Origin of the sequence: Croceicoccus marinus, assembly GCF_001661675.2 — a bacterium.
Lineage (GTDB): Bacteria > Pseudomonadota > Alphaproteobacteria > Sphingomonadales > Sphingomonadaceae > Croceicoccus > Croceicoccus marinus.
Genome location: NZ_CP019602.1, coordinates 1,199,150 through 1,213,147, shown reverse-complemented (window position 1 = coordinate 1,213,147; position 13,998 = coordinate 1,199,150). Strand labels below are relative to the sequence as shown.

The window sequence follows — 13,998 nt, the reverse complement described above, 5'->3', positions numbered from 1 at the left end:
TTCTTTGGCCGCGCTTCCTCTCTTGGCTGCTCAGCGCCGGGTCATTCCTCCATGGCGCTGCGCGTATCGTCCAGCGCTAGGTCGACCAGCACGTTCATCGCCGCCGCCGCCGCATCCGCGTCGCCCGATGCGATCGCGTCATAGACCTTGGCGTGATCGGGAATGGGATTGCGCGGCAAGGCGCGGGCGCGCTGCTTGAACTGGGTGGTCCAGTTGACCGCCGCGCCGATGCTGGCGCTCAGCACCATCAGCGCATCGTTGCGCGTCGCCTGCAGGATGGCGTTGTGGAAATCGCGGTCCGCCGCGCGCCCCGCGTCGGTCGTCAGCGTGTGGCGGCGCATGTCGGCCAGCGCGGTCTTCATCACCTTCAGATCGTCCTTGTCGCGCCGCTGGGCCGCAAGCCGCGCGGCGGCGGGTTCGACGATGGCGCGCAGTTCGAACAGGCTGCGGACGAAATCGACATCGGGATCGCCCGCAAAGGCCCAGCCCAGCACTTCGGGGTCGAGCAGGTTCCAGCGGTCGCGCGGAAGGACGCGGGTGCCCGCCTTGGGCCGGCTGGCGACCAGTCCCTTGGCGGTCAGGACCTGGATCGCCTCGCGATAGGCGCTGCGCGAAACCTTCAGTTCCTCGGCAAAAGCGACCTCTCCGGACAAAATGTCTCCCGGTTGGTACTTGCCGGACAAGATCTCGGTCCCCAGCTTGTGGGCGATCGCGCCGTGAAGGCGCCGTCCGGGACCGCGCACGTCCTTGGATGACTTTCTAAGGTCATCTTCTTTCGCAATGTTATCGGTTGTCACAATAATCCGTCCCTTCCGGCGCCGAGCCTATCAGTCCCGCGGACGGGAAGGAACGACAAAGATTGCGTTTATCGTGTGCCCGTAATATGTCGGAGTAAATAGGGAGATCTCAATGACTGAATTCCGATCCGTGGTTGCCGAAACCGGCGAAGCCCATGGCGACCCCCTCACCGTCCATGGGCCCGAAGATGTCGCGGCGGCCTGCGCCGCTGCCGACGCCGCATTCGACACCTATCGCGCGACCAGCAACGAGGAGCGCGCCGCGTTCCTCGAGCGAATCGCTGACGAAATCATGGGCATCGGCGACGAGCTGATCGAAGCCTACACCCGCGAAAGCGGCCTGCCCAAGGGCCGTGCCGAAGGCGAGCGTGGTCGCACCTGCGGCCAGATGAAAATGTTCGCCGATGTCGTGCGCAAGGGCCAGTGGGAGCAGATCCGCATCGATCCCGCCATGCCCGACCGCCAGCCCCTGCCCCGCCCGGACCTGCGCCTGCGCATGATCCCGGTCGGTCCGGTGGCGATCTTCGGCGCGTCGAACTTCCCGCTCGCCTTCTCGACCGCGGGCGGCGACACCGCCTCGGCGCTGGCGGCGGGCTGCCCGGTCGTGGTCAAGGGCCACCCCGCGCACCCCCACACCGGCGGGCTTGTCGCCGATGCGATCAGCCGGGCGGTCAAGGCAAGCGGACTGCCCGAAGGCGTGTTCCAGCACCTGTCCGGCCCCTCGAACGAGCTGGGCGCCGCGCTGGTGCAGGATCCGCACATCATGGCGGTCGGCTTCACCGGCTCGCGCGCGGGCGGCCTGGCGCTGGCCAAGCTGGCACAGGAACGTCCCGTGCCGATCCCGGTCTATGCCGAGATGTCGAGCATCAATCCCGTCATCCTGCTGCCGCATGCGCTGAAGGCACGCGGTTCCGACCTGGGCACCGCCTTCGTCGGGTCGCTGACGATGGGTGCGGGCCAGTTCTGCACCAATCCCGGCCTGGTCCTTGCGATCGAGGGCGACGGTATCGAGGATTTCATCACCGCGGCCACTGGCGGCGTGTCGGAATCGAAGCCGCAGACCATGCTGACCAAGGGGATCGCTTCCGCCTATGCCAAGGGGCTGGAAGTCCTGTCGGGCCTGCCCGGCGTCGACATGCTGGCCAAGGGCGAGGAAGGCAGCGTCACCACCGGCGGCACCGCCTTGTTCCAGACTTCGGCCGAGAAGTTCCTGGCCGAGCCGAAGATCGCGCACGAGGTGTTCGGTTCCTCGTCAGTCATCGTCCGCTGCAAGGACGAGGCGGAGCTGAAGCAGGTGCTCGAGGCCGTCGAAGGCCAGCTCACCGCGACGCTGCACATGGACGATGCGGACCAGGCTGCTGCCGGACGCCTCGTTCCCGTGCTGGAACGCCGCGTCGGGCGCATCCTGGTCAATGGCTGGCCCACCGGGGTCGAGGTCTGCCACGCGATGGTGCATGGCGGTCCGTTCCCCTCGACCACCGATCCGCGCACGACATCGGTCGGCAGCCTTGCCATCGACCGGTTCCTGCGTCCGGTAAGCTACCAGAACTTCGCGCAGGGCCTGCTTCCGCCCGAACTGCGCGACGATGCCAAGGGTGACGGCGTGCCGCGCCTGGTCGACGGCAAGCTTACCGTCAGCTGACAAGTCCACCATCCTCGCGGCGCGCCCCGGCAACAAGGGGCGCGCCGCGACAGGGAGAGAATATCTGCATGTCCTTTCTTCGCCTGCTTCAGCATCGCGCGGCCGATGGCGCGCGCTCGGTCATCCTCGCCGAGGACGATAACGCCCATTTCCTTGAAGGCGTGACCAGCACGCGCGAGCTTGCCTTGCGCGCCATCGCGGCGGGCCAGACGCTGGAGGCCGCGGCACGCGGCTGCGGTGCGGGCGCATCGGTCGATATCGCGGCGGAGTACGAGAAGGGCCATTTGATCGCGCCCATCGATCACCAGGATCCGGCCCATCTGCTGCTGACCGGCACCGGCCTCACCCATCTCGGTTCGGCCGAGGGGCGCGACAAGATGCACAAGGCGGCCGCATCGGGCGAGAATGTGACCGATTCCATGCGCATGTTCCTGGAAGGGCTGGAGGGCGGCAAGCCCGCTGCCGGCTCCGTCGGGCAGCAGCCCGAATGGTTCTACAAGGGCGACGGTTCGCAGCTTGTCGGGCCGAAGGAGGCGTTCACCATGCCCTCCTTCGCGCAGGACGGCGGGGAGGAGCCCGAACTTGCGGGCATCTATGTCATCGGCGACGACGGCACGCCCTATCGCCTTGGTCTCGCCATCGCGAACGAGTTCAGCGACCATGTGACCGAGCGGCACAATTATCTGTGGCTCGCCCATTCCAAGCTGCGCCAGGCCGCGATCGGGCCCGAGCTGATGATCGGCGAGCTGCCCGGCCATATCGAGGGCACCAGCCGCATCCTGCGCGGCGGCGAGACGATCTGGGAAAAGCCGTTCCTGTCGGGCGAGGCGAACATGTCGCACAGCTTCGGCAACCTGGAACATCACCACTTCAAATATGATCTGTTCCGCCGCGCGGGCGACGTCCACGTTCATTTCTTCGGCACCGCCACCCTGTCGTTCAGCGACGGGATCCAGACGCAGGAGGGCGACGTGTTCGAGATTACCGCCGCGCCCTTCACCCTGCCGGTATCCAACACGCTGACCCGCGCCGAAGAGCGTGCCGTCACCGTGAAGGCGCTGTAGGTCATGGAGCCGATCCGCATCGCCATCGTGGGCGTCGGCAAGATCGCCCGCGACCAGCATATCCCCGCGATCGAGAGCACGCCCGCCTTCAGCCTGGCCGCCACGGTCAGTCCGAATCACCGGGGTCCGGAGGGTATTCCCCATCTCGACAGCCTGGACGAGCTGCTGGAAAAGGGCCCCGCCGTCGACGCGGTGGCGCTCTGCACGCCGCCGCAGGTTCGCTACGATCTGGCGGTGCAGGCGCTGAAGCGGGGCATTCACGTGTTCCTGGAAAAGCCGCCCGGCGCGACCCTGTCCGAAGTCGTCGCGCTGCGCGAGCGGGCCGACAAGGTGGGCGTGACATTGTTCGCATCGTGGCACTCGCGCTTCGCGGCGGGGGTCGCGCCGGCGCGGGCATGGCTGTCCGACCGAACCGTGCACAAGGTCTCGATCGTCTGGCGCGAGGATGTGCGCGTCTGGCATCCGGGGCAGGACTGGATCTGGGAGCCGGGCGGGCTTGGCGTGTTCGACCCGGGCATCAATGCGCTGTCTATCCTGACGCATATCCTGCCGCAGCCGGTGTTCATGAAGAACGCGAGGCTGAGCATTCCCGAAAACCGCGCCGCGCCCATCGCGGCGGACATCGATTTCGCCGATGCTGGCGGGGCGCCCATCCACATGGACCTCGACTGGCGGCAGACCGGCCCGCAGAGCTGGGATATCGTGGTCGAAACCGATGCGGGCACCTGCAAGCTGTCGCAAGGCGGCGCCGTGCTGACCCTGCCGTCAGGCACCGAGCATAACGAGGATCTGGAATATCCGGGCCTCTATTCGCGTTTCGGCAATCTGATCCGCGGGGGTCGCAGCGATGTCGACATCGATCCGTTCCGACTGGTCGCCGATGCATTCCTGCGCGGCCATCGCCAGATCGTCGAACCGTTCCACGATTGAACCGGTGATGCGGGCCACAAGATGAGCACTGCCCATGTCCTCGGCGATTGGGGCACCAGCCGGTTGCGGCTCTATCGCATCAGCGGCGGAGCGGTGACCGGTCGCCTCGACGGGCCGGGGATCGGGACCGCGGCCGGCAGCGCCAGCGCCGTGCTGGCCGACAGGCTTGGGCAATGGCTGGCCGAAGGACCGCTGGAAAGCGTGACCCTGTGCGGCATGGCGGGCGCGCGCGGCGCTCTGGTCGAGGCGGGCTATGCCCCCTGCCCCGCCAGCCGCGACGACTGGCTGCGGTCGCGGTCGCGATTGACCGTAGCAGGTCTGCCCGTCGTGGTGCTGCCGGGGCTCAGCTGCCGTTCTGGCGGAGTGCCCGATGTCATGCGGGGCGAGGAGACGCAGATCTTTGGCGCGCTGTCGCTCCATCCCGAGCTGGCGCGGGGGGAGCATGTGATCGCCCTTCCCGGCACGCATTGCAAATGGGTGCGGCTGCGCGATGGCGCGGTGGAGGCGTTCTCGACCTGGCCTACGGGAGAGTTTTTCGCGCTGCTGTCGGAGCAATCGACGCTGACCGGCCAGCTCTCGCCCGGCAGCGGCACGTTCGACGACGGGTTCGAGCGCGGCCTGGCGCGTCGCGGCGATCCGGTGATGACCGCTTTGTTCGAGGCGCGCGCGGCCCGCATGCTGGACGGCAAGTCGCGGGAATGGTCGCGCGGATTGCTGTCCGGCCTGCTGATCGCTGCCGAGCTGGCAGCGCTGTCGAACCCGCAAAGCGACGTCGCTCTGATCGGCGAGCCGGGGCTGGTAGCGCTCTACGAACGCGCGCTGGCACAGTCCGGTCGGACCGCCCGGCGGATCGATGCCGAAGCTGCCGTCATCGCCGGACTGGAACTGGCGCGCGGCGCCGAACGGAAGGACAAGCCATGAAACTGCAGGACGCACTGGATGCAGGAGCGCCGCCCATCGTCGCTATCCTGCGCGGGATCCGCCCCGAGGAAAGCACCGCCATCGCCGAAGCCCTGGTCGAGGCGGGCATTCGCCTGATCGAGGTGCCGTTCAATTCGCCCGATCCGGCGCGCTCCATCGCTGCCATGGCGGAAGCGGTCGGCACGCATGCGGCCATCGGCGGCGGCACGGTGGTCAGCGCCGCGATGGCGCAATCGCTGGACGATGCAGGCGGGACGTTCATGGTGTCGCCCAATATCGACCCGGCGGTGCTGAAGCATGCGCGCGAGCTTGGGCTCGACCTCTTGCCCGGTTTTCTCACCCCGACCGAAGCCTTTGCGGCGATCGATGCAGGCGCGCGCGATCTGAAGATCTTTCCCGGTTCGGTGCTGGGCAGCCCCTATGTGAAAGCGATTCGCGAAGTGCTGCCCGCCGATGTGCGGCTGTGGGCCGTGGGAGGGGTCGGCGCGGCGAACATCGCGGAATATCGCGCGGCGGGCGTGTTCGGGATCGGTGCGGGCGGAAGCCTCTATCGCCCCGGCGACAGCGCCGCCGATGTCGGCGCGAAGGCGCGCGAATTGCTCGATGCCTGGAAAGCGGCAGAAATCTGATCATGTCCACATTCACGAAAATCGCCCCTGCCTTGGCTTTGGCCGCCATGGCCATCGCGCAGCCCGCCTCGGCTCAGGACGGATCGTCCCCGGCGGTGCTGAACGACAGGCTGTCGGGCGATCTCATCACCCATGACCCGGTCATCATCCGCGAGGGCGATACCTATTACGTCTTCAGCACGGTGGGGCGCTATGTCGGCATCAAGACCTCGCCCGACCTGGAACGATGGACCGACGCGGGCGCGGTGTTTGACGAGATACCGGCCTGGGCCAAGGAAGCCATCCCGGGGACCGAGGGGATCTGGGCGCCCGATATCTCGTATGTGGATGGCGAATACCGGCTGTATTACTCGATCAGCACGTTCGGGTCGAACCGGTCGGCGATCGGGCTGGCGACCAACCGCACGCTGGATCCCGACGCGAAGGACTATCGCTGGCAGGACCAGGGCATGGTCGTGATGTCGACGAAAGACAGCGATTTCAACGCGATCGATCCCAATCTTATCGTCGATGCCGAAGGCCGCCAGTGGCTCGCGCTGGGCAGTTTCTGGTCGGGCATCAAGCTGTTCCCGCTCGATCCGGAAACGGGCAAGCCCGCGCCGGGCGCCGAACCCTATTCCATCGCGCGCCGGCTGGGGGTCGCGGGCGGGCCGAACCCGATCGAGGCGCCCTTCATCTTCCAGCACGACGGCTGGTACTACATGCTCAACTCGTTCGATTACTGCTGCAAGGGCGTGAACAGCACCTATTACACCGTCGTCGCGCGTTCGCGGAATGTCACCGGGCCCTATCGCGGCAAGGACGGGACCGAGGCGATGATGGGCGGCGGCACGATCTTCCTGCGCGCCGACCTTCAGGAAAAGGAGCGCTTTCGCGGCCCCGGCCATGCAGGCTTCTTCACCGACGAGGATGGCACGAGCTATGTCGTCTATCACGCCTATGACAAGGATGCCGATGGCGCGCCCAAGCTGCGCATCGCGCCGATCCGCTGGGGCGAGGATGGCTGGCCCGTCGCCGAATACTGATCAATAACAAGACCGGAGAGGTTTCATGTCGTTCAAAATTTCGCGCAGGGCGTTTGCCGCCAGCGCCGCCCTTGTTCCCGTCGCCTGCACCACTCCCCGCTCGGCGACATCGCTTGGCACCCCGATGGCGGCAGCGGAGCAGACCATCGTCAATCCGCTGATCGAGAACCGCGCCGATGCGCAGATATTCCGGCACGACGACGGCTTCTATTACATGACGGGATCGGTGCCGGAATATGACCGGCTGGTCCTGCGGCGCGCGCGCACCATCGCGGGCCTTGCCGATGCCGAGGAGCGCGTGCTGTGGCGGCACCAGGAGACCGGCCCGATGTCGGGTTTCCTGTGGGCGCCCGAACTGCACCTGGTCGACGGGCGCTGGACGATGTATTTTGCGGCAGGCCCCAGCGGCGGGGGCGAGGACGTGTTCCGCATCCGCACCTATGCCGTGGTCTGCGACAGCAGCGATCCGATGAGCGGAAACTGGTCGGTGCTGGGCGAATTCAAGGGGCCGTGGGACAGCTTCAACCTCGATTCCACGATCTTCTATCACAACGGCACCCGCTATTTCGCATGGGCGCAGCGCGAGCCGGGGATCGAGACGAATTCCAATATCTATATCGCGCCGATGGCCACGCCGCTGACGCTGGCGGCAGCGCCCGCGCGGCTTTCGGTGCCCGAGCTGGACTGGGAAATCCGCGGCTTCAAGGTGAACGAGGCGCAGGCGATCCTGCAGCGCAACGGCAGACTGTTCATGACCTATTCGGCCAGCGCGACGGACGACCGCTATGTGCTGGGCCTGCTGACCGCCGATGCCGATGCCAATATCATAGACCCGGCCGCGTGGACCAAGTCGCCGCAACCGGTGTTCCAGACCAGCGTAGCGACCAGCGTCTATGGCCCCGGCCACAACAGCTTTACCGTGGACGAGAACGGCCACGACATGCTGGTCTATCACGGCCGCGACTACAAGGAGATCGAGGGCGATCCGCTGTTCAATCCCGACCGCCATACGCGGGTGCAGCGGCTGTATTACGATGCGAACGGCGTTCCGGAATTCGGAATTCCGGTCGGCAACGGCCCTCTTCCCGATCGCTATGCCGCGCCGGACCGCGCGAGCGTCTTCCTGGCGCACCAGGGTCAGACGCTGATGGCCGGCTCCGCACCGCTTCCCAATACGCAGTTCCGCGCCTGGCCGCAGCAGGGCGGCGCGATCCGGCTGTCGCCGATCCTGCTGCGCGACCGGCATCTTGTCGCGCAAGCGGATGGATCGGTGACGATCGGAGTCGCGCAGCGCGCAGGCGCAGACATGTTCCGCCGCATTGCGGGACCGCAGGACGGTACCGTGCGCATCGAATCGCTGGCCTATCCGGGCATGGCGCTGGCGCGCAGCGGAAGCGGAATCGCGCTTGCCGATCTTGGTAGCGGTAACACTGTCTGGACAGTCGACTGACGATTATAAACCCTGACAATTATGCATTGATCTCCAGCCCGGTGCCGCCCTTTGGTAGCGGTAACATCGCAGCATCGAGCTGGGGAAATATCGGTACCACAAGGCTTAATTCGACCCGGCGTAGCATGATTGCCACAGGGGAATTGCCGATGACACCGGGCGTTCAAATTTCCCCTTGCAGTTTATAACTCCGACAAATAACACAGCCCAATTATCAGATTGAGGCATGGTAGTGGCCAGCCTCGGAAAGGGAGGGTTAGGTCATGGCGCTCAAGCCAATCGCATTGTGCACCGCTTCGGTTTTCGCTCTCGGCCTTGCCGGCATGGCGCAGGCACAGGACGCGACCCCCGGCGATCTGCCGGTCACCGATACGCAGGCCGGGGATACCGGAAACACCGCACCCGATGACGTCATCGTCGTCACCGGCGTCAAGGCGTCCATCGTCGGCGCGCTCGACGTGCGGCGCGAGTCGGTCCAGATCGTCGATTCCGTCGTCGCCGAGGATGTCGGCAAACTGCCCGACAACAATGTGGTCGAAGCGCTTCAGCGCGTGACCGGCGTCCAGGTGACCGACCGCGCCGGCGGCGAGACCGCCTTCATCACCATCCGCGGCCTTCCCGATCCGGTCACGACCTGGAACGGGCGCAACATCTTCACCGCGGGCGGCACGTCGTTCGCGCTGCAGGACATTTCGGCCAACCTGGTCAAGCAGATCGACGTCTACAAGACGCGTTCCGCCGACCAGCTGGAATTCGGCCTTGCCGGCCAGATCGACGTCCATACCCGCCGCCCGTTCGATTTCGACGGCTTCACCGTGTCGGGCCTGGCGCGCGGCATCTACAGCGAGCTGGCGGACGAGATCAATCCGAACGTCGCCCTGCTGGTCAGCGACACCTGGGACACCGACATCGGCGAGATCGGCGTGCTGGTGAACGGCAGCTATACCAAGTACAACTATCGCAACATGAACGTGCAGGCAGGCGCCATGGTGCCTTTCGCGACCGAAAACCCGCCTGAGGGTTCGGGCCTGCTTCCGCTGGAGCGCATCTTCCCCAGCACCGATCCGGCATTCTCCAGCTGGACGCCGGGGCTGAACGCCGGGCTTCCCACCGCCCCCGGCTCGAGCTTCGCCTATGGCCCCGACGGCGGGGTGCAGGTTCCCTATTACCTCGCGCGCGATGCTGTCATCAGCTCGGACCTGTATGGCGAACGTGAGCGCCCGTCGATCAATGCGGCGCTGCAATGGGCGCCCAACAGCAGTTCGGTCTATACGGCTGAGTTCTATTACACCGGATTCCGCGGCAACACGTTCAATTCGCTGTTCTTCAATTTCGCCGACTGGTGGAACGCACTGGGCCCCAATCCGGGAGAGACCTTCGAGCTTTACGAAGGCACCAACATCGTCAAGTCGCGCCAGGTCGGCGACGTCTTCGGCTTCAACAGCGGCGATTACGGCACCGCCAAGACCGACAGCTACGTCTATGCGCTGAACGGTGCGTGGGACCTGGGCAATCACGGCCTGATCACCGCCGATCTTGCCTATCAGGACAGCACGAACGAAACCTCGTTCATTGCGCTGCGTACCGATCACGCAGGTTTCAGACAGGACATCGACGTCGATTTCAACGCTGGCGGCGGCATTCCTTCCTACAGCTTCAGCGATCCCGACTTGCACACCGACCCCAATCGCTGGTTCGTGCGTGACCTGTTCGACAATGCGAACAGGGCCGAAGGCAGCGCTTTGACCTTCATGCTCGACGGCTATTACGAGTTCGACGAGGGCTTCGTGCGCCGGATCAAGGCGGGCTTCCGCTTCGACGACCGCGACACCAGCACCTTCGTGCGTGAGCAGGGCGCGGGCGGTCTTGGCATCACCCTGGCCGAACTGGGCGAGCAGTACCAGTTCACCAACAGCGGTTTCTATGACGGCCGGGCCAATGTCCCGACCAGCTGGGTGCTGGCCGACGGCCCCGCGCTCTATGAGAACCGCGACGCCATTCGGCAGCTGTATCAGCCGAACAATCCCAATATCCGCCTGTCGGACCAGCTGACCTTCGACCGGGTGTTCGACATCAACGAAGTCACCATGTCGGCCTATCTGCTTGCCGATGGCGAGATCGACCTGTTCGGCGGCCCGCTGCTGATCCAGGGCGGCGCGCGTCTTGTGGCGATCGATACCGACTATAATTACTTCGACCGCCTGAACATGCTGGCCGAGTCCAATGTCTCGACCAATCAGATGAAGGTCCTGCCCAGCGCCACGCTGCGGTACGAGATCACGCCCGACGTGCGCCTGCGCTTCAATTATGGCGAAACGCTGCGGCGGCCCGCATTCGGCGATCTCAACCCCAATGTCAGCCTGGTGGGCGACCTGTCGCGCCTGGGCTTCGGTACGGGCAGCGCGGGCAACCCGCAGCTGAGCGCGACCGAATCCAAGAACTACGACCTGGCGCTGGAATGGTATTTCGGCCGCAGCAGCGCGATCACGATCACCGCCTTCCGCCGCGAGATCGAAGGGCTGGTCGTTCCGCTGACGCAGCTGGAATTCATTCCCGACAACCCGATCGTGGGCGACACGGCGACCGATTTCTTCCAGATCACGCGCCCGTCCAACGCATCGGACGGCTGGCTTCAGGGCCTGGAAGTCGGTCTGACCTATTTCCCCGACTATCTGCCGGGCCTGCTGGACGGTCTGGGCTTCCAGGGCAGCGCCACGATCCTCGATTCCGAGCAGACGATCCCGGATACCGATGTCGACGGCAATGTCACCGAGACGCGGTCGCAGTTCTTCAACGTGTCCAAGTTTTCGTACAACGCGACCCTGGCCTATGAACGCGGTCCGATCGGTGCCCGCCTGTCCTATGTCTGGCGCGACGGTTTCCTGCGCCTCAACGAGCAACGTGCCTTTGCCAATCCGATCGGCATCTGGCGGCGGCCCGAGGACAGCCTGGACTTCCAGCTGACCTGGGACGTGACGCAGGACGTGGCGCTGACCTTCGATGCGGTGAACATCACCGAATCGAAGCAGCAGGAATATTACAAATACGCCGACGCGGGTAATCCGGAGCAGTTCAACACCAATAACCTGCTTCTTGATCGCACCTTTGCACTGGGCGTGCGTTTCACTTTCGACTGAGTATGATCCGGTCGGGGTCCGGGGGGTTGCCCCCTGCCCCGACCGACCATTGGCGGCCGCCAGATGGGCCCTTCCACCTCCTCTCCCTCATGGGCCGGGATGGCGGCCGCCGATGTCGGAACAATAGGAGAGCCATGGTGCTACGCCGGACCGCCCTGAGCCTTGCCGCCGCCCTGCTTGCGGGGGCCGCGAGCGCTCCTGCCATGGCGCAGCAGCTTGATCACCAGCAGATCGCCGCCGAGCATTTCGGCAATGACGCGCCGTGGTACCGCGACCGCATCCCCTTTTTCGAAAGCGCCGATCCGCGGCTCGATGCGGTCTACTACTATCGCTGGTCGATCTTCCGCGCGCACCAGCGCGACTTGGGCGAGCAGGGTTACATCACCACCGAATTCGCCGATGACGTCAGCTGGCAGCGCGAACCCTATGCGAGCCTGAACGATGCCACCGGCTTCCATATCGCCGAGGGGCGCTGGCTGAACGACCGGCGCTTCACCCACGACTATATCAACTTCATGTATCATGGCGGAAACAACCGCCACTTCACTGATTATATGGCGGATTCCGTCTGGGGCCGCTATCTGGTCGACGGCGACGGCATGGCGGTTCGGCGCCACTTGCCGGTGATGCGCTACAATTACGGATTGTGGGAGGATCACTACGACTGGTCCAAGCGGCTCTATTATATCGAGCCGCTGCTGGACGCGACCGAATATACCGTCTCCTCCATCGACGCCTCGGGCGGAGAGGACGGGTTTCGCGGCGGTGACAGCTTCAGGCCGTCGATCAACAGCTATATGGTCGCCAATGCGCGCGCCATTTCCCGGATCGCGGACATGGCGGGCGACGAGGCACTGTCGGCGCAATTCGCCGAGCGTGCCGACCAGTTGCAGCAGCGCATGATCGCCGATTTGTGGAACCCGGCGCTTGGCCATTTCACCGACCGCTACAAGGTCGATAACGAGCATGTCGACTACTGGGACTTCATTCGCGCGCGCGAACTGGCCGGCTATCTGCCGTGGACCTTCGACTTGGCGCCCGACGACGCAAAACATGCATCCGCTTGGTCGCATCTGCTCGACCCTGCCTCGCTGAAGGGCGACGCGGGAATGCGGACGGTCGAGAAGCCCTACGAATATTACAGGAAGCAGTATCGCTATCTGGGCGATGCCCCCGAATGCCAGTGGAACGGCCCGATCTGGCCCTATCAGACGACGCAGGTCCTGACCGGCATGGCCAATCTGCTGGACCATTACGACCACACGGGGCCGATCACGCGCAGCGAATACATGCGGCTGCTGCGCGAATATGCCGATTTGCATTACCAAGGCGATCTGCTGGACCTGGAGGAAGACTATCATCCGGAGACGGGCAAGCCGATCGTCGGGCTGGACCGAAGCCACCACTATTTTCATTCCGGCTTCATCGACCTGATCCTGACCGGCCTTGTCGGCATAAGGCCGCGGGCCGACGACATGCTCGAAATCAACCCGCTGCTGCCCGATGCGGGCGACGCGCAGGCACTGGCCTGGTTCCGCGTCGAGGACGTGCCCTATCACGGCCGGCGCATCGCCGTGGCCTGGGATGCCGACGGGTCGCATTACGGCAAGGGACGCGGCCTCTCGATCGAAGTGGATGGGCAGGAAGTCGCGCGGCGGGGGACATTGGGCCGGCTGACCGTGCCCGTCACCCGCGCCGGGGCCGCGCCGATCCGGCGTGACATCAACCGCGCGGTCCAGCTGGTTCGCGGCGATTTTCCGATGGCCAGTGCCTCCAGCAGCACCGATACCGAGGCACTGCACGACGCAATCGACGGCAGGACGTGGTTCTATCCCGAACTTCCCAACGGCTGGGACTCAGCGCCATCGACCGGCGAGCAGTGGTATGCGGTGGACTTCGGCAAGTCGGTCCGTGTCGACAGGGCGGAGCTTGCCTTTTTCGACGACGGCGCGACATTCGCGGCGCCTTCCGCGGTTGCCATCGAATACTGGCAGGACGGAAGCTGGCATCCACTTGCGCGCGGCGCGGCGGTGCCCAACGGCATCACCGATCTGCAATGGAGCAGCCGGGAAGTCACGCGCCTGCGGGCGGTTATGAAGCCGACTGGCGGACGCGCGATCCGGCTGGCGGAGTTCAAGGCGCTGACTTCGGAGCAGGCGAAGCAGTAGGTTAGCTTCAACTTCACGTTCCAAGCTCCTGATCTCTAAGGCTTGTCGCTCTCCCGCAAGGTCAGCGACCTTATGGCGACTGCGACTTTGCGCTGGGTCGAAGTCCGGACAGGTCAGAAAGCCATGTGCACCGTCACCCATGCATCCGGCGGCGAATGTCGGCTTCACAGTTTGGGGAAACTGTCGGGAATTGCATTTCAATAACTCCCGGGACGGTGGCAGCACCAGCGGCTGA

Annotated in this window: 10 protein-coding genes; 9 read left to right on the top strand and 1 reads right to left on the bottom strand. The window is 65.0% G+C overall.

What is annotated here, in order from left to right; all coding sequences use genetic code 11:
- Nucleotides 1-41: 41 nt before the first annotated feature.
- Nucleotides 42-797 carry a FadR/GntR family transcriptional regulator gene (locus tag A9D14_RS05800; protein ID WP_083987682.1) on the bottom strand — a complete coding sequence of 252 codons (756 nt, stop codon included), beginning with the start codon at nt 795-797 and terminating at the stop codon, nt 42-44.
- Between the two features lie 112 nt (nt 798-909).
- On the opposite strand from A9D14_RS05800, the gene A9D14_RS05795 reads away from it, so the two are divergent.
- From A9D14_RS05795 to A9D14_RS05755, 9 genes are all read left to right on the top strand, one after another.
- Nucleotides 910-2,439 (top strand): aldehyde dehydrogenase (NADP(+)), encoded by a 1,530-nt coding sequence (locus A9D14_RS05795; protein ID WP_066843895.1) that lies wholly within the window; start codon nt 910-912, stop codon nt 2,437-2,439.
- A 68-nt stretch (nt 2,440-2,507) separates the two neighbouring features.
- Nucleotides 2,508-3,503: an AraD1 family protein gene (gene araD1, locus A9D14_RS05790; protein ID WP_066843892.1), complete on the top strand. Its 996-nt coding sequence runs from the start codon at nt 2,508-2,510 to the stop codon at nt 3,501-3,503.
- 3 nt (nt 3,504-3,506) lie between these two features.
- Complete coding sequence (locus A9D14_RS05785; protein ID WP_066843890.1) at nt 3,507-4,433, top strand: Gfo/Idh/MocA family protein; 927 nt, start codon at nt 3,507-3,509, stop codon at nt 4,431-4,433.
- A gap of 21 nt (nt 4,434-4,454) precedes the next feature.
- Complete coding sequence (locus A9D14_RS05780) at nt 4,455-5,354, top strand: 2-dehydro-3-deoxygalactonokinase (RefSeq protein WP_066843887.1); 900 nt, start codon at nt 4,455-4,457, stop codon at nt 5,352-5,354.
- The gene (locus tag A9D14_RS05775) at nt 5,351-5,983 is read left to right on the top strand and encodes a 2-dehydro-3-deoxy-6-phosphogalactonate aldolase (RefSeq protein WP_066843884.1); all 633 of its coding nucleotides are present in this window, start codon (nt 5,351-5,353) and stop codon (nt 5,981-5,983) included. Before A9D14_RS05780 ends, A9D14_RS05775 begins: the two co-directional genes overlap by 4 nt.
- A gap of 2 nt (nt 5,984-5,985) precedes the next feature.
- Nucleotides 5,986-7,008 carry an arabinan endo-1,5-alpha-L-arabinosidase gene (locus tag A9D14_RS05770; RefSeq protein WP_066843881.1) on the top strand — a complete coding sequence of 341 codons (1,023 nt, stop codon included), beginning with the start codon at nt 5,986-5,988 and terminating at the stop codon, nt 7,006-7,008.
- A gap of 25 nt (nt 7,009-7,033) precedes the next feature.
- Complete coding sequence (locus tag A9D14_RS05765) at nt 7,034-8,458, top strand: glycoside hydrolase family 43 protein (protein ID WP_066843877.1); 1,425 nt, start codon at nt 7,034-7,036, stop codon at nt 8,456-8,458.
- 263 nt (nt 8,459-8,721) lie between these two features.
- Entirely contained in the window at nt 8,722-11,595 is a 2,874-nt protein-coding gene (locus tag A9D14_RS05760; protein ID WP_066843872.1) for a TonB-dependent receptor, read from the top strand.
- 134 nt (nt 11,596-11,729) lie between these two features.
- The gene (locus tag A9D14_RS05755; RefSeq protein WP_083987680.1) at nt 11,730-13,763 is read left to right on the top strand and encodes an MGH1-like glycoside hydrolase domain-containing protein; all 2,034 of its coding nucleotides are present in this window, start codon (nt 11,730-11,732) and stop codon (nt 13,761-13,763) included.
- Nucleotides 13,764-13,998: the final 235 nt, after the last annotated feature.

Bases quoted from the DNA above. Each gene is read 5' to 3' on its own strand.
- A9D14_RS05795 (WP_066843895.1), top strand. From the start codon at position 910: ATGACTGAATTCCGATCCGTGGTTGCCGAAACCGGCGAAGCCCATGGC.
- araD1 (WP_066843892.1), top strand. From the start codon at position 2,508: ATGTCCTTTCTTCGCCTGCTTCAGCATCGCGCGGCCGATGGCGCGCGC.
- A9D14_RS05785 (WP_066843890.1), top strand. From the start codon at position 3,507: ATGGAGCCGATCCGCATCGCCATCGTGGGCGTCGGCAAGATCGCCCGC.
- A9D14_RS05780 (WP_066843887.1), top strand. From the start codon at position 4,455: ATGAGCACTGCCCATGTCCTCGGCGATTGGGGCACCAGCCGGTTGCGG.
- A9D14_RS05775 (WP_066843884.1), top strand. From the start codon at position 5,351: ATGAAACTGCAGGACGCACTGGATGCAGGAGCGCCGCCCATCGTCGCT.
- A9D14_RS05770 (WP_066843881.1), top strand. From the start codon at position 5,986: ATGTCCACATTCACGAAAATCGCCCCTGCCTTGGCTTTGGCCGCCATG.
- A9D14_RS05765 (WP_066843877.1), top strand. From the start codon at position 7,034: ATGTCGTTCAAAATTTCGCGCAGGGCGTTTGCCGCCAGCGCCGCCCTT.
- A9D14_RS05760 (WP_066843872.1), top strand. From the start codon at position 8,722: ATGGCGCTCAAGCCAATCGCATTGTGCACCGCTTCGGTTTTCGCTCTC.
- A9D14_RS05755 (WP_083987680.1), top strand. From the start codon at position 11,730: ATGGTGCTACGCCGGACCGCCCTGAGCCTTGCCGCCGCCCTGCTTGCG.